Here is a 19,997-nt window from a genome sequence, read left to right as displayed (position 1 = left end):
GGAGCCTGGACGGGGCCCGGCAGGTGCGCGCGATCAAGGCACGCTGATCACGGTTTTGCCGCGGATGCCGCCCTTGTCGATGTCCTGGATGGCCTGGACGGTCTGCTCGAAGGGGACAACCCGGCCGATGATCGGGCGCACCGTTCCCCCATCAATGAGGGAGGCGATCCGGCCCAGCTGTTCCCCGCTGGCGCGCATGAACAAGAACTCGTAGCCCACTCCAAGCGTCCTGGCCTGGCGCCTGATGCCGGCACTGAGTCCGGCGATGGCCAGGCGCATCACGGGGTTCAGGCCCGCCTCGCGGGCAAAGGCGGGGTCCGGGGGCCCGGAGATGCCGATGGCCTTGCCACCCGGCTTCAGGACACGCAGGGACTTCTTGAGGTTCTCCCCACCGAGGCTGTCCAGCACCAAGTCATAACCGGAGAGGCGCTGCTCGAAGTCCTCGTTTCGGTAGTCAATGACGGTGTCGGCGCCAAGCTCGCGAACGAAGTCCATGTTGGATGCGCCAACCGTGGTCGCGACGCTCGCTCCGAGGTGCCTGGCCAGCTGGATGGCGATCGAGCCCACCCCGCCGGCCCCGGCGTGGATGAGGACTTTTTGCCCGGGCTGGACATTGCCCCGCTCAACGAGGGCCTGCCAGGCGGTCAAGGCCACCAGCGGCAACGAGCCTGCCTCCTCGAAGCCGATCGATGCAGGCTTCAGCGCCAGGTCCGCCTCGGGCACGGCAATTCGCTCGGCAAACGACCCAATGCTCTCCGTACGCGGCCTCCCGTAGACCTCGTCGCCGACCTTGAAAGCCTGCGCCTTCGCACCAGCCTTGAGTACGACACCGGCAACGTCGTGGCCGAGGATCAGCGGGAATTTGTAGGGCAGTATCTGCTTGAACTCGCCGATCCGGATCTTCTCATCCAGTTGATTGAGTCCTGCAGCCCGCACCTGGATGAGGACGTCGCGCTCCCCGACCACGGGCTCGGGTACTTCCGCTGGCTCCAACGGACCCTTGTGCCGACTGATAACGAACGCCTTCATGGTGCGCCCCTTCTGTTTGTTCGATGATGGATTCACTGCCGCGGACGCCCGAACCATGGGCGGTGAGCCTCGGGCGTTGCGGCAGGTTGCTGATGGCGTTGCAGGACGTCCTCTTGAGTGGAGCGCGGACCTGCTCGTTCATGCCAGCGTTACCGAGTTGCTCGTGACCAAATTTCGTTTCGGCACGTCCGCCTTCCGATTCCTACATTGGCAAATTTCCGAGCGAACTCATATTTGATTGTACTCATAAATAGGATCAAAGGAGGCCCTGCGCCCGTGTTGATTGCCATAGGGCGTGGCATTCAACACAGAATGTCGCACCGCCAAGTCCCGGACTCTGCTGAAGTCCACATAGCCGAGAATGTTCTGACCGTGTGGGGAACTCGCAAGGGAACGCTGTTCACGAGCTGGGAATCAACTGTGGTGATGTTGAATTCGTGGCCGCTAAGCCTGAAGCCGCCAACCCGCCTCCGACTGCCGTCTACTTTGGGCAGTCGGAGGCGGATTCGTTTTAGGGCATGGGAATGGTCCCGGCCTTGCTGCCGGCAACTGTTCCACGGTGCTTTCCTGGTTGCGTCCGAGGGTTGGGAGGATGTTGTTCGGTCGCTTGTAGTGGCGCTGCCGCCCTTGCCAAGCTCCGGCTTCGAGCGGGCAAGGAAAAAGCGGCCCCCGAAAAACTTCCGGAAGCCGCTCAGCCCGTGTTCATTGACCGGCCCTCATCAAGGTCGGCCGCTAATCGTGCGTTGCGGGGGTCAGGCCTGGTTCCCTGCCTTGCGCCCCAGCACGAATTTGTCCTCGAGGCCCTCCAGCGGCCCGGCCAGCGGGTCGTCGGTGCCGTCGGCGCGCACCACGTCGCGCTCCGGGTTCCGGATGTCCCCGATGATCTTCACGCAGATGTAGGTGAGCATGGCCATGTGCGCGACGATGCCGATCCCGTAGAGGATCTCGATCGCCCAGCTGTCGCCGAAGTACTTCAGCCCGGAAACCCACTTGGCGCTCCAGAGCCAGACGAACACCCAGTGGAACACCTCGATCGCCTGCCAGACGATGAATTCGCGCCACTTGGGCCGCGCCAGCACGTAGAGCGGGATCAGCCACATGACAAACTGCGGCGAGTAGACCTTGCCCAGCAGCAGGAACGCGGCGACGATCAGGAACGCCAGCTGTGCCATGCGCGGGCGGCGCTTGGCGGTCAGCCCCAGGTACGCGATGCCCAGGCAGGCCAGGCCGAAGAGCCCGTTGGACAGGTAGGACATGGTCGATCCGTCCATGCCGGTCCAGACGAAGGCCAGCCACATGGAGGAGTTGCCCGCCGGGCGGTCGCCGGAGAAGGTGTAGAAACGGCTCCACTCGTCGAACGCGGTGAGCATGAAGGGCACGTTGATGACCAGCCAGGCGCCGGCGCCGGAGGCCAGCGACACCCAGAAGTGGCGCATGCGCCCGGTGCGCAGGCACAGCACCAGGATCGCCCCGAAGAGGAAGAACGGGTACAGCTTGGCTGCCGCGCCCAGGCCCAGCAGCACGCCGGCCAGCACGATGTGCTTGCGGGAGAAGGCCAGCAGGCCCAGGATCGCGAGCATCACGGCCCACAGGTCCCAGTTCAGCTGGCTGGTGAGGATGATGCCGGGGGCCAGCGCCACCATGATGGCGTCGCGGCTGCGGTGCCGTGCGGCGTACGCGACGGCGACCACGATCACGCCCCAGCAGATGAAGGACAGTGCCGAGTTCAGGTCGAAGTACGCGAGCTGGCGCTCGGGCGAGAAGCCGATCCCGGGGATCACCATGGCCGTCAGGCCTGCGATGATCGCCAGCAGCACGGGGTACTCGAGCGCCTGCTCGGCCGGCAGCCCGGTGAAGTACGGGAAGAGCTTGTCGGCCATGCCGCGGGTGCCGAAGAGCTGGGTGAAGTCCGAATAGCACATGTGCAGGTGCTGTTCGGCGTCGGGCCAGCCGTTGACCCGGCACCACTGCTTGGTCAGCACGGCGATGGCGGCGCCGAGCGCGGTGAGCAGCAGCAGCCCGATGATCACCGGACGGGTGGCCTCCCGGGCGTTGAACAGGTTCTTGACCGGTTGCATCACGATCCGGTTGCCTCGTTTCTTCTGGGTTTTGGTCGTTTGGATTTAAGTCGTTTGGACTTAAGCAGTGCGGAAATCTTGGGGAGCGCGGGCGGCGCGCCGCGCGGCCGTCGCGGGTCGGCGCCGAACATGCCGGCGGTCTTCGGGTCGATGAAGACCAGGTAGCCCATGTAGGCGAGTCCGACGATGGCGGCGAGGATGCGGACCCACATCAGCGAGATCCACTGCCCGACCGACAGCTGGTCGACCACGCCCGCCAGCACCAGGAACAGGCACAGCACGTACAGCGCGCGTTCCCAGGCCACCGGGTAGCGGCGGCCGAGGGAGAAGAACGGGATCAGCCAGAGCAGGTACCAGGGCTGGATGATCGGGGCCAGCACCACGGCCGCGCCGAGCGCGTAACCGGCGTAGAGCAGCGGCTCGCCGGCCGGACGCCGGATGGCCAGGCAGAACACCAGCACCAGCGAGAGCAGCATGAAGATCGCGAAGACCACCCCGGCGATCGCCCGCAGGTCCCCACCGAAGAGCGAGCCGATCCACCCGACGAGCATGCCCAGCAGGCCGACCGGGGCATAGGGGAACGCCGCTCCCCCGGCGTTCGCCATCGCCGCGATCCAGCCGAACCAGAGACCCGAGGCCCAGCCCAGCAGCCCCAGCACGGCCCCGGTCACGGCTCCGGTCAGCGCCCAGGCGCGGACCTTCGCGCCCAGCCCGGCGTCGCGCGGCAGCATGGCCAGGCCCAGGAACGGTAGCACCAGCACCACGATCGGCTTGATGGCCACGGCCAGCGCGGCGACAAGCACCCCCAGCACGTGCTTCTTGCGGAAGACCAGCAGGAAGCCGAGCAGTACCCCGCCGACCATCAGCCCGTCGTTGTGCACGCCGCCGACCATGTTCAGCAGGAACAGCGGGTTGGCCACGGAGATCCACAGGGCCCAGGCGCCGTCGCCGCCGGTGTGTTCGGCCAGCCGCGGGATCGCATACAGGCACAGGGCGACCCCGGCGACGGCCACCAGGCGCATCATCGCGACGCCGTACTCGGGAACGCCGCCGGAGACGAAGTAGGTGAACCGCGCGTACATCAGGAAGAGCGGGCCGTACGGGGAGGAGGATTCGGCCCAGAGCGAGTCGGCCCCCTGCGCGAACCAGCCCGGGAGTTGGGACACCCAGTTCTCGTACGGGGAGCGGCCCGCGTGCATGAGCCGGCCCTGCCCCAGGTAGGAGTACACGTCCTGGGAGAGGATCGGGAAGGACAGGAGGAGCGGTGCCGACCAGGTCCAGATGGCCCGGCGTAGCACGCGCAGCGGCTGGGCGTCGGCGGCCCGGAGCCGCTGGCGCAGCCGCAACCAGGCGCGGAAGAGCAGCATCGAGCCCAGCGCGAGCAGCAACGTGCAGATGACCACGCCGAGGGTTTCCACACGCAGCGGCAGCAGGAACCTGGAGCGCGACAGGATCGACTCCTGGGAACTCGGGATCCAGCCCACGCCCCAGGACCCGACCATCACCATCAGCGAGGCCAGCAGGCCCTGCCAGATCGCGACGTTGGGGCTGTTTTCCCCGCCGCCGGTGAGGTGGCGCAGCAGGGGTACGCGTGCGCTGCGTTCGCGCAAGGACTCCAGGGCACGGGTGGTCGCCACGAACCGCCGGGCTGTGCCTTGCGGCGGTGCGTCGGCGGGTTGCGGCCCCTGGCGTGGAGGATCGACGGGGCCTACGATCGGGGCACCTCGCGGTCCCCGGCGTTCCCCGGGGCCTTCCTGCCGGCGTTCTTGCCGGCGGGCTTCGTTTCGATCGCGCGTGCGTCGGCGGGGTTCTTTCCCGTCGGGTTGCTTCCCGTGGCGTCCGATCCCACGGCTTCCGATCCCGCGCTCTCCCCCGGGACGCCGGATTCCGGTTCCGCGGGGGCACCGGCACCCGGATTAGTCGCGGCCAGCGGATTCGGCGCGCCCGGGACAACCGTGCCGGTCGCCGATGCACCGGGCACGGCCAACGCCTTGCCCGGGTGCCGTCCGCCGAACCGCACCGGAACCAGGCTCCTGAACAGCACGCGCGTGCGCGGGTCAAGGAACGCCAGGTAGAACATCGCGGCCCAGGAAATGCCGGTGGAGAGGTGCTTGACCCAAGGGTCCAGGTCCCCCAGGAACTGCCAGATAAAGATCTGGTCCGCGGCGCCGAAGGCGATGAAGAACGCGGTGGTGAAGTAGACCCAGAGCGTCTGCCAGTCGTCGCGGATGCCGGTGACGGCGAAGAACGGCAGCAGCCAGAGGATGTACCAGGGCTGGATGATCGGCGAGAGGATCACCAGCGCGGAGAAGGCCAGGGCCATGCGCTGGATCAGGTGCGTCGACTTGCCCTTGAAGATCAGCAGGAACACCAGTCCCACGGAGACCAGCCGGCCGATGAGCTTGAGCAGCGGCAGGATCCAGTCGACGGGCAGGCCGATCGTGGACAGCGCCCCGGACAGCAAGGCGTTCAGCGCGCCCATCGGGGCGAACATCACGGCACCGGTGCCGGTGCCCAGCATGACCGAAAGCCACCCGAAGCCGTAGCCATTGGCCCAGCCGATCAACGCCATGATGCCCAGCACCAGGCCGGCGGTGTAGAACCAGTAGCGGATGATCCGGGCCCAGCTGGCGCCCGGCCCGGCCCACAGCAGGCCGATGAACGGCAGCAACACCAGCGTGATCGGCTTGATGCCGATGGAACCGGCCACCAGCACCACGCCCAGCACGCCGCGGCGCGTCGCCGCGTAGTAGGTGCCGGCCAGCGCCAGGCCCACCATCACGGCGTCGTTGTGCGCACTGGCCACGAAGCTGATCAGGAACAGCGGGTTCGCCACCGAGATCCAGGCGGCCTTGGCCCCGGAGACCTTGTGCAGGGCGGCGAGCTTCGGCACGTAGGCGAGGCACAGGATGACCCCGGCGAAGGCCACCAGCCGGAAGAGGAACACCGACAGGTCCGGGCTCGTCCCCACCAGGCGGTTCACCCAGTACTCGACGTTCAGGTAGAGCGGTCCGTAGGGGGTGCCGTCCTCGGCCCAGGTGATGTCGGTGCCCAGCTGGAACCAGTTGTTGAGCGTGGAGATGCCCTCGACGTACGGGTCCTGCCCGGCTGCCACCAGGCGGCCCTGGCCGATGTACGCGAAGACGTCGCGGCTGAAGATCGGCAGCGCAAAGAGCATCGGGATGCTCCAGGCCCAGACTGCCTTCCGCACGGTCGCCAGCGACCCCTCCGGCCACCCGGTCAGCTGCTGGCCCATGCGCAGCCAGGCGCGGAAAAGCACCCAGCAGCCCAGGGTCATCACCACGGTGCTGGCGATCACGCCGGACTCCTCGGTCCGGATCGCGATCAGCAGCGGGTTGCGGTTCATCGGGGACACGCTGGCAAGCCAGCCGACGCCAAGGGATCCGAGCATGATCATGAACGACCCGACCACGCCCTGGATCAGCGGAGAAAGGTGGATCCCGTGCCGGGCTCGCGGGTGCGTCGTGCCGGCGGAACCGGACTCGGCCCGCTGCTTGCCCGTGGGGTGTGGGGAAAGGCCGCCGCCTGTATCCGCGGGGTGCTTCGACTCCATCTGGCCCCTCTCCTTACATCCGCCGTGGTGCGCCATCCGCTCGCCGGCGCAACCGGCGCCGGGGCGCGCAAGATCGCCCAATCCTGCGAAAAATCAAGTCCGATCCTAGCATCGCAAACCCCCAAACCCCCGGATGCCCCCGGCGGTTGCGCCGCAGCTCACATGCGCTTCACGTGCGCCTCGCGTGGCTCCCGGGTTTCCGTCAGCCACGGCGCATAGGCTTGGATTCGACCGAATCGGCCCGACCCACGCGCATGGACACCGCATCCGTGCGCCGGTGGCGGATTTCGGTCGATCCCGGCGTGCGGTCGACGCCGGAAACGCCAATCGCCAAACACCAAACACGCACAGCAGAAACGGGGATTCCCTCCATGGGCCGACGAGCCAAGGCTCCAGCTTCACCAACCACGCGCAACCACGGCCTGATGGGGTGGGGTGCATTCCTGGCGGTGTTGCTCGGTTTCTCCGCCCCCGCATTGGGAATGGCCACCAACGCGGCGATCGCACTGGCCGGCACCTGCCTGGCGGTGTTCTTCCTGATTTGGTACCTCGGCGCATCGGGTTCCGCGGGTTCGTCGGGCTCCAAGCGCTCCTGACACATCGGACGCACCTATATAGGGTCGTTCCTCGCCATGCAGGATTGAGCGGTCTCCGGAAGCAAGCCTCCCGGGGGCCGCTCTTCTCGTCTTCGACGGCACGGTCCAACTCGCAAACCAGGACTGACCACCACGGCGCGCAAGGATTGCTTGCCTGGTGTGACAAACAGAATCGTTTCCCGATGTGCACCCGGTGTACTGGCCGCAACTGGATGCGCGTTTCCCGGGGCACCAAACTCACACAGTGAGACGGTGCGGGAAACCGACCATGACGGAGAGGGCCGGTTGCGGCAGACCGTGCGTCGCGGTTCGGGCCTCGCGGCGACCTGGCTGGGAGCGCACAGGACGCATTCACCAGCCCGGGCCAGGTCCGCGACATGCGACACAACTTCGACACCGACGGATTCGACTCGCTGAACCACTATTACATCGGCGGGCGGCCCGTGAAATTCACCGATGCGCAGCGCGACTAGAACCGCAGGATCTCCCTGGGGCACCCGGCCGACCATGACCTCCCGCTTTCCGCTTTCCGCTTGCGTTCTGCCGGTCCCGGCCAACCACCTGGTCGTGCAGGGGTTGCTGGCGGCACCACCCACGAGGCCCTGCGCATACTGTTGCACAACGAAGGCGCATCCTTCCCGGGAACCGGCCAGGCGCCCTTCTCCACGGCCCAACCGGATCGAACCCCGGTTCACCGCCATGCGGCATTTCGCCCCGAACGTCAGCGACCATCCCGGCCGCCGCGCATGGGCCCGCACGATCCACCGCTGCATCGCTTGGTGGAACCACCACACCACCAACGCCCGACAGCGCGTGGTCACCCGCCGGGCCGAAACCATCAAACGGGCACGGAGCGCCGACGCGGCACACAGGTACCAGCGGGCAAACACACCCCCAATGGCCCAGCTTGCCCCCACTCGCACCTACGTGTTCCGCCCCGATCCGCAGCCGGGGATTGCCTCACCCATCGGGTAAATTGGGGCCTGTGCCTATTTCAGCTGAAAAAATTGTATGGATCGACTGCGAGATGACGGGCCTGAGCCTGGAACACGACGCCTTGATCGAAGTTGCGGTCCTGGTGACCGATGCGGAACTGAACGTCCTCGGCGACGGTGTCAGCGTGGTGATCAAGCCCTCGGCCGAGGCCATGGACCAGATGAACGACTTCGTGCGCAACATGCACGTCACCAGCGGCCTGATCGACGAGCTCGACGCCGGCCTCTCCATGGAGGAGGCCACGAAGGTCGTCATGGACTACATCCGCTCCCACGCCCCCGAGGCCAACAAGGCCCTGCTGGCCGGCAACTCGGTCGGAACCGACAAGACCTTCCTGGTGCGCGACATGCCAGAGGTCATCGACCACCTGCACTACCGCATCCTCGATGTCTCCACCATCAAGGAACTCGCCCGCCGCTGGTACCCGCGCGCCTTCTTCCAGGCGCCGGCCAAGACCGGCAACCACCGCGCCCTGGGCGACATCAAGGATTCCATCGACGAACTGAAGTACTACCGGGCCGCCGTCATGGTCCCTGCGCCAGGCCCGGACTCGGCCGAAGCCAAGGCCATCGCGGAGCGCATCGTCGCCGAAAAACAGGCTGATTAGGCACTGTGGCGCAGAACACACCAAAAAGGGGGCAATCCGAGTTGGCACTCCACCCCAAAGTGTGTGTAAGATAGTTCTCGTTGCCAAGCGGTTCGGACGAAAGAACGAAGAGCGAAGCAACTAGCCTCACGGCGAACTTGGTGGGTATAGCTCAGTTGGCAGAGCGTCTGGTTGTGGTCCAGAAGGTCGCGGGTTCAATCCCCGTTACTCACCCCAATGAAGCCGCTCCGGATTTATCCGGAGCGGCTTTTCCCATACCCGGGCGGTGCACGAATCGCACCGCGCATGCGGGCGGGACCAACGGACAATTGAATGTGGACGGGAATCCGATCCCCGGCCCACGGCAGAGAGGGTAGTCACAGATGAAGCGTTCACTCTTCGAAGAAGACCACGAGCAGTTCCGCGAACTTGCCACCGAGTTCAACGTCCGCGAGCTCTCCCCGCACTACGCACAGTGGGACGAAGCACACCAGATGCCGCGCAGCATGTGGACAGCCGCCGGCGAGGCCGGCCTGCTGGGCCTGGCCATTCCCGAGGAATTCGGCGGCATGGGGATCGACGACTACCGTTTCCGCACGGTCATGGACGAGGAATTCGTCGCAGCCGGCCACCTGGGTGTCGCCCTGGCCTTCCACCTGCACGACGACCTGGTGCTCCCCTACCTGTTGAACTACGGCTCGGACGAGCTGAAGGCCAAGTGGCTGCCCGGGATGGCCGACGGCTCGATCGTCACCTCCTGCGCCCTGACCGAACCCGGCTGCGGATCCGACCTGCGCGGCGTGCGCACCAAGGCGGTGCGCGACGGCGACGACTGGCTGGTCACCGGCCAGAAGACGTTCATCGGCAACGGCGTCACCGGCGACGCCTCGGTGGTGCTGGCCCGCACCGACGGCGGCACCGGCCGCGGCAACGCCGACTCCTACTCCCTCTTCATGGTGGGCAAGACCGAGGGCTACACCCCGGGCAACCAGCTGGACAAGATGGGCGTGCGGGCCTCGGACACCGCCGAGCTCTTCTTCGACGAGGTGCGCGTGCCCGGTACCGACCTGATCGGCGAGCTCGGGGCGGGCCTGCGCTACGTGAAGGAACAGCTGCCCCAGGCGCGCCTGGCCATCGCCGTCGCGGCCTCCGCCGTGGCCCGCGCCTCCTACAACCAGGCCCTGCAGTACGCCACGGACCGCCACGCGTTCGGCGACAACCTGCTGCAGTTCCAGAACACCCGATTCGTCCTGGCCGACCTGTTGACCGAGGTCGAGGTCACCGAGGGATACGTCGACCGCGCGGTCCTCGCGTTCAACGAGGGTCAACTCGATGAGATCGCGGCCGCACAGGTAAAATTGTGGGCGTCCGAGCGGGCCAAGTCGATCAGCGACCGCGCCCTGCAGATCCACGGCGGCTACGGCTACATCCTCGAGTACCCGATCGCCCAGTCGTTCCTCGCCGCCCGCCTGCTGACGATCTTCGGCGGCACCAGCGAGATCATGCGCGAAAGCATCGGCCGTTCGCTGGGCGCCGGGTCCTAGCCGGCTCCCGCACCGCGCGGGATCGGGAATCAACACCTTCGGCCGCACCACTGCCCGGCCGGCACGTCATCACAAGGAGCAAGTCTTGAGCATCCGTCCAGTCACCATCTACGGCGAACCCGTGCTGCACACCCGCGCCCGGGAGGTCACCGAGTTCAACGACGAACTGCGCCAGCTGATCGCGGACATGTACGAGACGATGGACGCCGCCAACGCCGTGGGCCTTGCCGCACCGCAGGTCGGCGTCGGACTGCGCCTCTTCACCTACGAGTACGAGCACGAGGACGACGCGCCGACCCGCGGCGTCGTGGTCAACCCGCGCCTGACGCTCTCGAAGGTCTCGCAGGCCAACCCGGACCCGGATGACGACGTCGAGGGCTGCCTGTCGGCCCCGGCGCTGAACTTCCCGCTCAAGCGCGCCGAGTTCGCCCGCGTGGAAGGTTTCGACGGCGACGGCAACCCGGTTTCCTTCGACGCCACCGGCTGGTTCGCGCGCATCATGCAGCACGAGTACGACCACCTGGACGGCTACCTCTACGTGGACAAGCTCAACGAGAAGTGGGCCAAGCGTTGGAAGAAGGCCAAGAAGTCCCTCGAATGGGGCGTCCCCGGGCTGACCTGGCTGCCGGGCACCGACGAGGACCCGTTCGGCCACTAGGACTCTCCGGTCCCCTCCGCCGGTTCCGAGCATTGCCGGAACCGCCCCGGGGACCGGCAAAAACCCATCCGCGCTTGTGCACAGAACCAGGAACCCCGATCCGATGACCGTCACCCACGGCCCAGAAACGGCAGCCGCCATCCTCGACCTGTGCGCGATCCCGGACGTCGACCGGCAGGCCTGCACCCGGATGCTGGGCACCCCGGCCGACCCCGGGACGCAGCGTGCCCTGGAAACGCTCGACGCCCGCTGGCGCGACGCCGCGGCGCCCGCGCTCACGCAGCTCGACGGCGTCGGGGAGAACCAGTGGATCGAGGCCATCCTGCGCTTCGCCCCGGTGGCGGCCGAACGGCTGGAACGCTCCGGCGTCTCCCCCGCGGTGATCGAGGCGACGTTCGCCGACATCGGCAAGCAGATGGAGCTGCACCGGCGGACCCACGGCGGCTTCGGCATGGACGCCTGGTCGTGGGTGCTGCTGCACCTCTCCGGGCTGCTGTTCCGGCTCGGGCGCCTGCAACACCACCTGCACCGCGAGTCGCCGAAGGGCCCGTGGATCATCGGCCTGCACATTCCCGAGGACGGGCCGCTGGACCCGGGCGCGGTGGACGAGTCCCTGGCACTGGCCGCGGCGTTCGTCGCGCGCCACTTCCCCGACGCCCGGATCGACCACGCTTCCTGCGACTCCTGGTTGCTTGACCCCTACCTGTCGGCGGGCCTGCCGGCATCGAACATGGCGAAGTTCGCCGCGCGCTTCTCCAACGTGGAGCCGCGCGACCAGCCCCACGACGCGCTGTACTTCACGTTCCGCGTGCCGAAGGGCACCGACCCGGCGACGTTGCCGCGCGATTCGTCGCTGCAGCGCCTGGTGCTCGAGCGCATCGACGCCGGCGGCACCTGGCAGATCGCCAAGGGCGTTTGCGCGTGGCCGGAGCCCCGGGCCTGACGCCTCCCCTCCCCCGGCGCCCGCTCAGGGCCCGAAGGACTCGATGAGGAAGACGTCCGTGTCCCCCTCGCCGAGGCAGGGCGCCAGTGCGGGTTTCTCGTCCTCGCCCAGCACCGTCAGTCCCCCGCCGAAGGACACCTGGTCGCCCACCCGGAACTGACGGCCCTGGATGTCGATCCCGATGCGTCCGCCGTCCAGCAGCACCGCCGTTTGCGGGAATGCCGGGATGGCGATCCCCTTGTCGGTGGCGACGCCCAGGCAATTGCCTCTCCCCACGCTCAGCGTCCCGGTCAACAGCGCCTGCATCGATGCGCCGCCGATGGCCGCGTTGGTGCGGATCAGCCGCGGGTCGCTCTCGGAGAGCGTCAGCTCCAACGGCCGAACGCTGCCGCCGCCCGGTTCGGCCGAGGGGTTCGCGCCGGGATTGGTGCTGCAGGAGGCCAGCAACGGCAACCCGAGGCACACGCCGGCCGCCGCCAATGCCGGCCACATGCGGATCCGGGGTGCGCCGGGGTGCCTTACGCCGGCGCGCCGCGCACCGGCGAGTCCGGCCTGTCGTTGGGAATCCATGGAAAGACCCTAGCCGCAAAAACCCGAGGCCGCAGCCCCGGCCGCGCCACCACGGCCACTCCTTCACCACCGCGCAGTCGTCCCCGGCGCAGTCGTGGCCGGCCCACGCCCGTTAAATGGGGAAGCGGGCCGCGCCCATCGAAAACTCGAAGGGTGCGGCCCGCCTCGCTGCGGCGCCTAAACCTAGACGCCGAGGGCCTGGGTCGCGGCGATGGCGGGAACCGCCACCGGGTGGGTGCCGGCCATCGTTTCGATGACGCGGACCACCTGGCAGGAGTAGCCGAATTCGTTGTCGTACCAGACGTAGACGACGGCGTTCTTGCCGTTGGCGATGGTGGCCAGGCCGTCAACGATGCCGGCGCGGCGCGAGCCGACGAAGTCGCTCGAGACGACCTCTGGCGAATCGATGTAGTCGATCTGCTTGTGCAGCTCGGCGCCCAGCGAGGTCTCGCGCAGGTAGTTGTTCAGCTCGTCCTTGTCCGTGGCCGTTTCCAGGTTCAGGTTCAGGATCGCCATGGAAACGTCCGGGGTTGGGACGCGGATGGCGTTGCCGGTGAGCTTGCCTTCGAGCTCCGGCAGGGCCTTGGCAACTGCCTTGGCGGCACCGGTCTCGGTGATGACCATGTTCAGCGCAGCCGAACGGCCGCGGCGCTCGCCCTTGTGGAAGTTGTCGATCAGGTTCTGGTCGTTGGTGAACGAGTGGACCGTCTCGACGTGGCCGTGCACGACGCCGAAGCGGTCGTTCAGCGCCTTGAGCACCGGGGTGATGGCGTTGGTGGTGCAGGATGCGGCGGTGACGATCTTGTCGTCGGCCGTGATGTCCGTGTGGTTGATGCCGTGGACGATGTTCTTGAGGTTGCCCTTGCCCGGTGCGGTGAGCAGGACGCGGGCAACGCCCTTGGCCTGCAGGTGCTGGGACAGGCCGGCCTCGTCGCGCCAGCGGCCGGTGTTGTCCACCACGATGGCGTTGTTGATGCCGAATTGGGTGTAGTCGACGGTGGCCGGGTCGTTCGAGTAGATGACCTGGATCAGCGTGCCGTTGGCGAGGATGGTGTTGTTTTCCTCGTCGACGGTGATCGATCCGTCGAACGGGCCGTGGACCGAGTCGCGGCGCAGCAGCGAGGCGCGCTTGACGATGTCGTCGTCCGAGCCCTTGCGCACGACGATGGCGCGCAGGCGCAGGCCGTAGCCACCGCGTTCGATGAGGATGCGGGCCAGCAGGCGGCCGATGCGGCCGAAGCCGTAGAGCACGACGTCGGTCGGTTCGGCGTCGGTGGCGCCAGCCTGGCCGACCTTCTCGCCGAGTTCCTCGGTGAGGAAGGCAACCAGGTCCGAGGAGCCGGATTCGACGAACTTCTTGTTCATGCGGCCCAGGTCGATCGAGACGGCGCCGACGTTCAGGGAGTCGATGGCCTGGAGCAACGGCATCGTCTGCTCGATCGAGAGCTCTTCGCCCTCGATGCGGCGGACCACGCGGTGTGCCTTGAGGATGTTGATGGCCGACTGGTTGATCAGCTTGCGGCCGTAGATCGAGGTCACCACGTTGTTGTTGCGGTACAGACGACCGATCAACGGGATCATGGCCTCGGCGAGCTCTTCGCGCCCGCTCCATTCCTGTAGGGCTGCGACAGACTGCTGGGTCACTGAAAATCCTTCCAATTCAGCCGGCTGGTGATCCTCGAGCCGGTTGCTACCGTAAAAGCACCTTTGCAGAAACGGTTGTGTGGGGTATCAGGATCTTTCCCCGTGGGCCGTGGCCCGCTAACCATTCTAGTCGGTGCGCGGCGCGCTGGGCGTAACCGGCCGGTGAGGTCGATCACAGGAGGGCCGCGCCGCCGGTTTCCGGCGGCGCGGCAGGCGCCGTCGAAGGGCACCCGCGGATCAGGCAGGGCCCAAAGCACCGGTGCTGGTGGGCGGTCGTTCGCTTGCAGCTATTGCGGGCCCTGGATCGGCAACGACTGCGCCGGTTCACGCGGCATGGCCCACGGATTCGCGCCGTCACCCAGCCACGTGAGCGTGTCGGCCCAGAAGGTGTCGGCAAAGCGCGCGTGGAACAACGCGAAGTGCCCAAGATCCTGCTGGTTCAGTTCCCGCGGGGAGATCCTGACCACCAGGTGCCGCGCATTCGGGGTATAGGCCAGGGCCCGCCGCATGGCTTGCGGCGTGGCGAAGGGATCGTCGGTGGCGGCCACGGCGAGGATCGGCGCACGCAGTTCCTGCAGGTTCCGGCGCATGTCGGCGCCCGCCGGTCCCCGGCGCACCGCGGTGAAATCCTTGCGGCTGCGCGCCCAGTCCAGGGCCACGCCCCTGGGCAGGTCCTCCAGCCAGCCGCGCTTCCTGCCGGGAAAGTACCCGTGGCGCAGGGTGGCGAAGGGCATGGCCACGTGCCAGCGGCGCAGGAATCCGGTGCGGTGGCCGGGTGCGTAGTCGCGCCAATGGGCGTGCTGCGCCCCGACCGTGAGGATCCGGGCCAGGTGCCTGGATTCCCCGGCGAGGCCCACGCCGAAGCCGCCGAAGCTGTGGCCGACAAGATGCAGGGGCAGGCCGGGGTGGTTTGTGCGGGCCCAACGGAGCAGTGCATCGATGTCTTTGTAGCCCCAGTCGTGCCAGCGGGCCTCGAATCCCCTGAGGGTCTCGGGCGCGGAGGCGCCGATGCCGCGGTAGTCAAAGGTGATGGCGGCGAATCCATGTTCGGCGAGGAACGCCGCGTAGCGATGGTAGTAGGTGGACAGCACCCCGGTGGCGCCGGCGATGACGACGACTCCCATGGCTGGTATGCCCCAGACGGTCGGTTCGAATAGGTGCCCGTGCAGGCGGTATCCGTCGTTGCAGCCGATGTCGATTGCTCTCATCAGTTCACCTTTCCCGGTGCCGATCCGGTGCCGGGCACGTGGTGCTGATCGGACATCATCGCGGGGTCCGGGTGTCGCCCGACGGCGTGTCGTCCGATCCGCCGTCCGATCCATCCTCGGGATCGGACGGTTCGATCAGGTGGAAGCCGGTCAGGGGATCCCTGTCCTGTCCCCGGGCCGACTCAACGATCCTGCGCTTTTGTTCGTCTCGTTCGATGCGCGCGGCGGTTGACGACGGGTTGTACACATCGTTCAAGGCGTCGAAAAAGCCGGAGGAACCGTTGGTGCCGGCGGGCCTTTCGGGGAATGAGAATTTCGATGCGGCCCACAGCAGCAGCAACAACGCCACCGGGACGCCAACGAGCCAGAGCAACCATTCCATGGCCCGAGTCTAGCTGCGCGCGGGCGACGGAAAGTGGATCTACACCAACGGGGGCACTCTTGAGTGGGTGAGGCTGTTTTGCGTTTCAGGAGGAGACTGTCGTCAATCGGGAACATGGATCCGGGGATTTCCTGGTCACAAATAGTGGCCAAACGAACAATAGACAACGTTCGGTTTCGGGCGTAACGTCACTCTGACAACTAGATATAGTTGCGAAACCCAATCCCGCCAACGGGCCTCAGGAAAGGTCGCCGCCATTCCCCCGTTCTGGTGGAACCCCATTTTCAGAGCCCAATAATCAGTTCCTGAAGATGTCGGCAGGGTTTCGGCGGAGCAGGCGTTCCCCAAGTGCCTGTGTTTGCGAATGTAGATGCCAACCCCCAAGCGGCATCTACGAAACGGATGGGCCCCGCCGTGAGCAGCGGGGCCCATCTTCGCACTAAGCACTACCCGCTTTGAGTATCACCACCAATGCTCGTCGCCCTCCGCCCTCGTCATGGGCGGTTGGCGTTCCAGGTGCCGATAGTTTCGGACAACCAGCCGAGGACGCTCTTGGGCCCGTCGTCGGCATACTTCTTGATCGTGTTGGGCGAGATGCCCAGGCGAGTGGTGATGCCCACCATGGCCAGATAGCGGACGGTCATTGCGACTCCTTGCGCGCTTTAGTCACGGACCGAATGGCAATCCCGAGCGCCACGCAGGCGACGATGAATCGGGGAATGGTTGGCAGCGGAAGGATAAATACCACTAGTGCCAGCACTACGATGAGGGCTGTTGTTTTGTTGATCTTCAAGATGATGTTGGTGTCATAGTTATGGGGTGGGCTAGTTCCCACCTACTTCGATTAGGCGGGAAGTGGCTCTATGTTCTTTTTTGCTTTCGCTTCCGGTCTGGCTGTTTGGCTTTGACCAGTTGGGCGTATGCTCCGACGAGTAGTGTCGGGGATTTGATCACTCCGGTTATCCCGTCTAGAAGTTCCCAATATTGTGACATCCGCACCCCTTTCTGTAATCAGAATTTGACGCTAACAGGTCGGTTTGAAAATTTGGGCACACCGCCCATTTCGTTTCATATCGGACGGGACTCATTCATCGTCAAGCATTCGCCTCCCGAACCCGCCAACTGGTTGGTAATGCACCAACCTTCCACGCCACCGGTTCCGAAGTATTCGCACCGAAGCAGACTTGCACCGCCACACCAGCGCGTCGACCCGGAACGGCTCGCCCTTCGGCGCCCGCTGCTCCGTCCGCCACCGCTTCACCCGCTCGAACCGACGGACGGGTTCGGCAACCACGCTTCACACGCGCACTTGCCTGCGCACCCAAAGCGCTTGGCCGGACGCAGTGAATCGCACCGCAACAGACTCCATGTTTCAGAAGCTATTGGCTGCCCCTAATACCAGGGCTACCAGAATGGAAGTCACGTGCCTGGCACTTTGGACGCACTTTAGATCCGGCAAGCCCTTTGATTCGACCCCTGATGACCACAATCAAGGGCAACACAAAAACCCCATGCTTCCCAGTAATAAAAAGGGATGCAAGGGGTTTTGATTGGACGGGATGGCCTGTACGCCGGGTTTTGTGCCGCGGTCGGTTACCCGAATCGCGGTGACGATCATCTATCTAGGAGTGCCGTTGCCGACACCCTCAAGCAGTCCACCCGACTACATTGAGCGAACAACCCAGTAGTCTGTCTGACCTTGCTCCGAGTGGGGTTTACCTAGCCGCCCCAGTCACCTGGGGCGCTGGTGGTCTCTTACACCACCGTTTCACCCTTACCCGCACGAATGCGGGCGGTCTATTCTCTGTGGCACTGGCCTGCGGGTTTCCCCGAGTGGGCGTTACCCACCACCCTGTTCTGTGGAGCCCGGACGTTCCTCGGGCCACTTGCGTGGCACGCGATCGTCCGGCCATCCCGTCCAGCGTTCAAGTCTAGTCCCTTTTGGATCGAGGTTTGGCCATTCGAGGCGGACAACCTGACCTTCTGAAATGGACGGGACCTGTCAATGAAGCCGTGCCGTATTCACGAAAGCGGGTTTGAATGGCCGGGCGATTAGTATCGATGGGTGCTGATTTTGCTTCCGCCCTCCGAGGGCAAACAACCCGCTTCAAGCGGCGAACCGTTCGACGCCGATGCCCTGCAGTTCCCCGAACTGAACCCGCACCGCCACCAACTCCTGGACGTGCTGGCCGGGGTTTCGCGCGGCGAGGATGCCCTTGAGGTGCTCGGCGTGGGCAAGTCGCTGGTCGAGGAGGTCACCCGCAACATCGAGCTGCACCGGGAGCCAGCCGCGGCGGCCCATGCCGTCTACACCGGGGTGCTCTTCGAGGCGCTCGGCTACGAACGGCTCACAGCCGCACAACAGGAACTGGCCGACCGGAGCATCCTGGTGATCTCCGCGCTGTGGGGCGCCGTCGGCTTCGCGGACCGGATCCCGGCGTACAGGTTGTCCATGTCCGTGAAGCTGCCGGAGATCGGCAAGCTGGCCAGCTGGTGGAAGCCGAAGCTGACCCCGGTGCTCAACGATCGGGCCGCCGGCGACCTGGTGGTCGATTGCCGTTCCAGCACCTATGCCGCGGCATGGGTTCCGGCGCCCGGGCAGACCGTCGGCGTTTCGGTGTTCCAGCTGCGCGGCGGTGTGCGCAAGGTCGTCTCGCACTTCGCCAAGCACACGCGCGGCGAACTGGCCGCGCACCTGCTCACGCGCGGCACCGAGGTGGCAACGCCCGAGGAGCTGCTGGCAGCTGCACGGGAACGCTGGGAGGCGGAGCTCGTGCCCGGGACCGCACGCAAGGCGCACCAGCTGAACATCATCCTGCCCGAAGACCACGCGTTCAGGGCCGTGGGCTAGCAGCCCACGGAATCTCGACCCGTTGCCGGCAATCCGTTCGACTCGTCGGCGACCAGCTCGAACTCGAATCCGTCCGGATCGGCAAGGTACGCGGCGTAGTGCCGCGGCCCGCCGGCGAACGGATGGGCGTCGGCAAACAGCAGCCGGAACCCGCGCTCCATGGCAGCGGACGCGATCCCGTCGACACGCTTCCGGCTGCCCGCCGCGAACGCCAGATGGTTGACCCCCGGGGCGCAGCGCCGGTGTGCAACGGGCAGAACGTCGGGTCCCGATTCGAGCACGATGTAGTCGTGCGCCCCCTGGTAGCTCGTGCCGTTGGCCCAGGGCTCCCCCGGAACGTAGCCGACCTGCTCCAGCAGCCAACCGATGGTGGCGCGGGACGCCTCGACGTCGCGGACCCAGATTTCCGTGTGGTGCAGGCGGCCGCTGCGTGCCACGACGGCGGCTTCCGGCACGGGCGTCGATCCCGGGGATTCGGTTGCAGCGTGGCCGGGGGTTGTGCCCGGCTGGCTCACGCGCCCCATTCGCTGCTGCGAACCAGGATGGCGCCGGAGTCGGGGCAGAAGACGATTTCGTCGGCGGGGGCCGCCTTGATTTCCGCGAGGTCTCCGGCTGCCAGGGCGATGCCGCTGGCCTCGGAGGTTCCATGGAACAGACGGGCAGCACCGATGCCGGAGCGCGTGCGGATGCGCTCGTAGATGGTGAACAGGCCCTCGTCGAAGCTGGCTGCCGATTCCTTGCGCCGGGCCTCGACGGCCGCCAGCTCTTCCTTCAGCGCGGCAACGGCAGCATCGCGGCGGGCCGTGTGGGCGTCGAGCTCCGCGGAGCGTTGGGTGTTGAGTGCCGCCGCGGCGTCGTGCTCGGCCTGGATCTCCTCCAGTTCGCCCATGATCTCCAGTTCGGCATCCTCGAGGTCGCTGCGGCGCTTGGTCAGCGACTCGACCTCGTGGGAGAGCGCCATCATGTCGCTGGCGGAGCCGGCGTTGGTGTCGATCCGCTTCTGGTCCTTGTTGATGTGCGCGGTGACCTTCTCGACGGCTGCCTCGGAATCCTTCAGCGCGGCCTGCTGCGCGGTCAATCGGGCGAGCACCCCTGCCAGTGCGGCGCCGGACTCGGCGAGCTGCACCTGCGCGGCGTCGACCTCGGCATCGTTGGAGGCCTCGGCGATGGTGCGCTTGAGCTTCGTGATCTCCGAATCGAGCCGGGCCAGGTCCAGGAGTCGAAGTTGTTCCGCCGGTGCTGCCTTTGCCATGGTGTCCTCCGCAATACGCTCTGCGCCCGCCTATGCCGCGGGCACTAGGCGATCGGTGATCGCCTAGCCACAACATTAGTGTGCCG

The 19,997-nt window shown here is 66.3% G+C and carries 18 protein-coding genes, 1 tRNA gene and 1 other RNA gene; 8 read left to right on the top strand and 12 right to left on the bottom strand.

Annotation, left to right across the window (positions count from 1 at the left end):
- Positions 1–33: 33 nt before the first annotated feature.
- The 4 genes from ACFY5D_RS00985 to mptB (ACFY5D_RS00970) form a co-directional block, all read right to left on the bottom strand.
- Positions 34–1,029 carry an NADP-dependent oxidoreductase gene (locus ACFY5D_RS00985; protein ID WP_387523762.1) on the bottom strand — a complete coding sequence of 332 codons (996 nt, stop codon included), beginning with the start codon at positions 1,027–1,029 and terminating at the stop codon, positions 34–36.
- A 752-nt stretch (positions 1,030–1,781) separates the two neighbouring features.
- A complete protein-coding gene (locus ACFY5D_RS00980) occupies positions 1,782–3,107 on the bottom strand; it encodes a glycosyltransferase family 87 protein (RefSeq protein WP_387527517.1) in 1,326 nt (441 codons plus the stop codon).
- Positions 3,107–4,744: a polyprenol phosphomannose-dependent alpha 1,6 mannosyltransferase MptB gene (mptB, locus tag ACFY5D_RS00975; RefSeq protein WP_387523759.1), complete on the bottom strand. Its 1,638-nt coding sequence runs from the start codon at positions 4,742–4,744 to the stop codon at positions 3,107–3,109. The genes ACFY5D_RS00980 and mptB (ACFY5D_RS00975) overlap by 1 nt, the downstream gene beginning before the upstream one ends.
- Positions 4,745–4,815: 71 nt before the next feature.
- Entirely contained in the window at positions 4,816–6,681 is a 1,866-nt protein-coding gene (gene mptB, locus ACFY5D_RS00970) for a polyprenol phosphomannose-dependent alpha 1,6 mannosyltransferase MptB (RefSeq protein WP_387523757.1), read from the bottom strand.
- A gap of 371 nt (positions 6,682–7,052) precedes the next feature.
- Here mptB (ACFY5D_RS00970) and ACFY5D_RS00965 point away from each other — a divergent pair, with 371 nt between their 5' ends.
- The 7 genes from ACFY5D_RS00965 (at position 7,053) to ACFY5D_RS00935 (ending at position 12,004) form a co-directional block, all read left to right on the top strand.
- A complete protein-coding gene (locus ACFY5D_RS00965) occupies positions 7,053–7,277 on the top strand; it encodes a hypothetical protein (protein WP_387523754.1) in 225 nt (74 codons plus the stop codon).
- 699 nt (positions 7,278–7,976) lie between these two features.
- Positions 7,977–8,252: a hypothetical protein gene (locus ACFY5D_RS00960; protein ID WP_387523751.1), complete on the top strand. Its 276-nt coding sequence runs from the start codon at positions 7,977–7,979 to the stop codon at positions 8,250–8,252.
- A 10-nt stretch (positions 8,253–8,262) separates the two neighbouring features.
- Positions 8,263–8,880: an oligoribonuclease gene (gene orn / locus ACFY5D_RS00955; protein WP_387523748.1), complete on the top strand. Its 618-nt coding sequence runs from the start codon at positions 8,263–8,265 to the stop codon at positions 8,878–8,880.
- 140 nt (positions 8,881–9,020) lie between these two features.
- A tRNA-His gene (locus ACFY5D_RS00950) sits at positions 9,021–9,096 on the top strand.
- Between the two features lie 146 nt (positions 9,097–9,242).
- On the top strand, positions 9,243–10,403 hold the full coding sequence (locus ACFY5D_RS00945) for an acyl-CoA dehydrogenase family protein (protein ID WP_387523745.1): 1,161 nt from the start codon (positions 9,243–9,245) through the stop codon (positions 10,401–10,403).
- An 85-nt stretch (positions 10,404–10,488) separates the two neighbouring features.
- Complete coding sequence (gene def, locus ACFY5D_RS00940; protein WP_387523742.1) at positions 10,489–11,061, top strand: peptide deformylase; 573 nt, start codon at positions 10,489–10,491, stop codon at positions 11,059–11,061.
- A 103-nt stretch (positions 11,062–11,164) separates the two neighbouring features.
- Complete coding sequence (locus ACFY5D_RS00935; RefSeq protein ID WP_387523739.1) at positions 11,165–12,004, top strand: acyltransferase domain-containing protein; 840 nt, start codon at positions 11,165–11,167, stop codon at positions 12,002–12,004.
- 24 nt (positions 12,005–12,028) lie between these two features.
- Here the strand turns inward: ACFY5D_RS00935 and ACFY5D_RS00930 are convergent, their stop codons facing one another.
- The 6 genes from ACFY5D_RS00930 to rnpB all read right to left on the bottom strand — a co-directional run bounded on the left by ACFY5D_RS00930 (position 12,029) and on the right by rnpB (position 17,725).
- On the bottom strand, positions 12,029–12,574 hold the full coding sequence (locus ACFY5D_RS00930; RefSeq protein ID WP_387523736.1) for a hypothetical protein: 546 nt from the start codon (positions 12,572–12,574) through the stop codon (positions 12,029–12,031).
- Positions 12,575–12,757: 183 nt separating this feature from the next.
- Complete coding sequence (locus tag ACFY5D_RS00925) at positions 12,758–14,218, bottom strand: glyceraldehyde-3-phosphate dehydrogenase (protein ID WP_387523733.1); 1,461 nt, start codon at positions 14,216–14,218, stop codon at positions 12,758–12,760.
- 287 nt (positions 14,219–14,505) lie between these two features.
- Positions 14,506–15,426 carry an alpha/beta fold hydrolase gene (locus tag ACFY5D_RS00920; protein ID WP_387523730.1) on the bottom strand — a complete coding sequence of 307 codons (921 nt, stop codon included), beginning with the start codon at positions 15,424–15,426 and terminating at the stop codon, positions 14,506–14,508.
- Between the two features lie 55 nt (positions 15,427–15,481).
- Complete coding sequence (locus tag ACFY5D_RS00915; RefSeq protein ID WP_387523727.1) at positions 15,482–15,808, bottom strand: hypothetical protein; 327 nt, start codon at positions 15,806–15,808, stop codon at positions 15,482–15,484.
- A gap of 494 nt (positions 15,809–16,302) precedes the next feature.
- Entirely contained in the window at positions 16,303–16,452 is a 150-nt protein-coding gene (locus ACFY5D_RS00910; protein ID WP_387523724.1) for a hypothetical protein, read from the bottom strand.
- A gap of 907 nt (positions 16,453–17,359) precedes the next feature.
- Positions 17,360–17,725, bottom strand: an RNA gene (gene rnpB / locus ACFY5D_RS00905) — RNase P RNA component class A.
- A 148-nt stretch (positions 17,726–17,873) separates the two neighbouring features.
- Here rnpB and ACFY5D_RS00900 point away from each other — a divergent pair.
- Positions 17,874–18,659, top strand: a complete 786-nt coding sequence (locus tag ACFY5D_RS00900) for a YaaA family protein (protein WP_387523721.1) — start codon at positions 17,874–17,876, stop codon at positions 18,657–18,659.
- On the opposite strand, the gene ACFY5D_RS00895 is transcribed toward ACFY5D_RS00900, so the two are convergent.
- Complete coding sequence (locus ACFY5D_RS00895; protein WP_387523718.1) at positions 18,656–19,174, bottom strand: glyoxalase; 519 nt, start codon at positions 19,172–19,174, stop codon at positions 18,656–18,658. The two genes, ACFY5D_RS00900 and ACFY5D_RS00895, sit on opposite strands and share 4 nt — an antisense overlap.
- Positions 19,171–19,911, bottom strand: a complete 741-nt coding sequence (locus tag ACFY5D_RS00890; protein WP_387523716.1) for a zinc ribbon domain-containing protein — start codon at positions 19,909–19,911, stop codon at positions 19,171–19,173. The genes ACFY5D_RS00895 and ACFY5D_RS00890 overlap by 4 nt, the downstream gene beginning before the upstream one ends.
- Positions 19,912–19,997: the final 86 nt, after the last annotated feature.

This window comes from Paeniglutamicibacter sp. NPDC012692 (assembly GCF_042901625.1).
In the GTDB taxonomy this organism is placed as follows: Bacteria; Actinomycetota; Actinomycetes; order Actinomycetales; family Micrococcaceae; genus Paeniglutamicibacter.
The sequence above is the reverse complement of the archived record's forward strand: the minus strand, read 5'-3'. Positions and strand labels throughout refer to the sequence as shown.

What these genes read in the sequence shown, in the direction of transcription:
- ACFY5D_RS00960 (WP_387523751.1), top strand. Translation starts at nt 7,977, where the DNA reads ATGCGGCATTTCGCCCCGAACGTCAGCGACCATCCCGGCCGCCGCGCA.
- ACFY5D_RS00910 (WP_387523724.1), bottom strand. Translation starts at nt 16,452, where the DNA reads ATGACCGTCCGCTATCTGGCCATGGTGGGCATCACCACTCGCCTGGGC.
- ACFY5D_RS00935 (WP_387523739.1), top strand. Translation starts at nt 11,165, where the DNA reads ATGACCGTCACCCACGGCCCAGAAACGGCAGCCGCCATCCTCGACCTG.
- mptB (WP_387523757.1), bottom strand. Translation starts at nt 6,681, where the DNA reads ATGGAGTCGAAGCACCCCGCGGATACAGGCGGCGGCCTTTCCCCACAC.
- ACFY5D_RS00945 (WP_387523745.1), top strand. Translation starts at nt 9,243, where the DNA reads ATGAAGCGTTCACTCTTCGAAGAAGACCACGAGCAGTTCCGCGAACTT.
- ACFY5D_RS00985 (WP_387523762.1), bottom strand. Translation starts at nt 1,029, where the DNA reads ATGAAGGCGTTCGTTATCAGTCGGCACAAGGGTCCGTTGGAGCCAGCG.
- ACFY5D_RS00915 (WP_387523727.1), bottom strand. Translation starts at nt 15,808, where the DNA reads ATGGAATGGTTGCTCTGGCTCGTTGGCGTCCCGGTGGCGTTGTTGCTG.
- ACFY5D_RS00930 (WP_387523736.1), bottom strand. Translation starts at nt 12,574, where the DNA reads ATGGATTCCCAACGACAGGCCGGACTCGCCGGTGCGCGGCGCGCCGGC.
- ACFY5D_RS00965 (WP_387523754.1), top strand. Translation starts at nt 7,053, where the DNA reads ATGGGCCGACGAGCCAAGGCTCCAGCTTCACCAACCACGCGCAACCAC.
- ACFY5D_RS00980 (WP_387527517.1), bottom strand. Translation starts at nt 3,107, where the DNA reads ATGCAACCGGTCAAGAACCTGTTCAACGCCCGGGAGGCCACCCGTCCG.
- ACFY5D_RS00890 (WP_387523716.1), bottom strand. Translation starts at nt 19,911, where the DNA reads ATGGCAAAGGCAGCACCGGCGGAACAACTTCGACTCCTGGACCTGGCC.
- ACFY5D_RS00920 (WP_387523730.1), bottom strand. Translation starts at nt 15,426, where the DNA reads ATGAGAGCAATCGACATCGGCTGCAACGACGGATACCGCCTGCACGGG.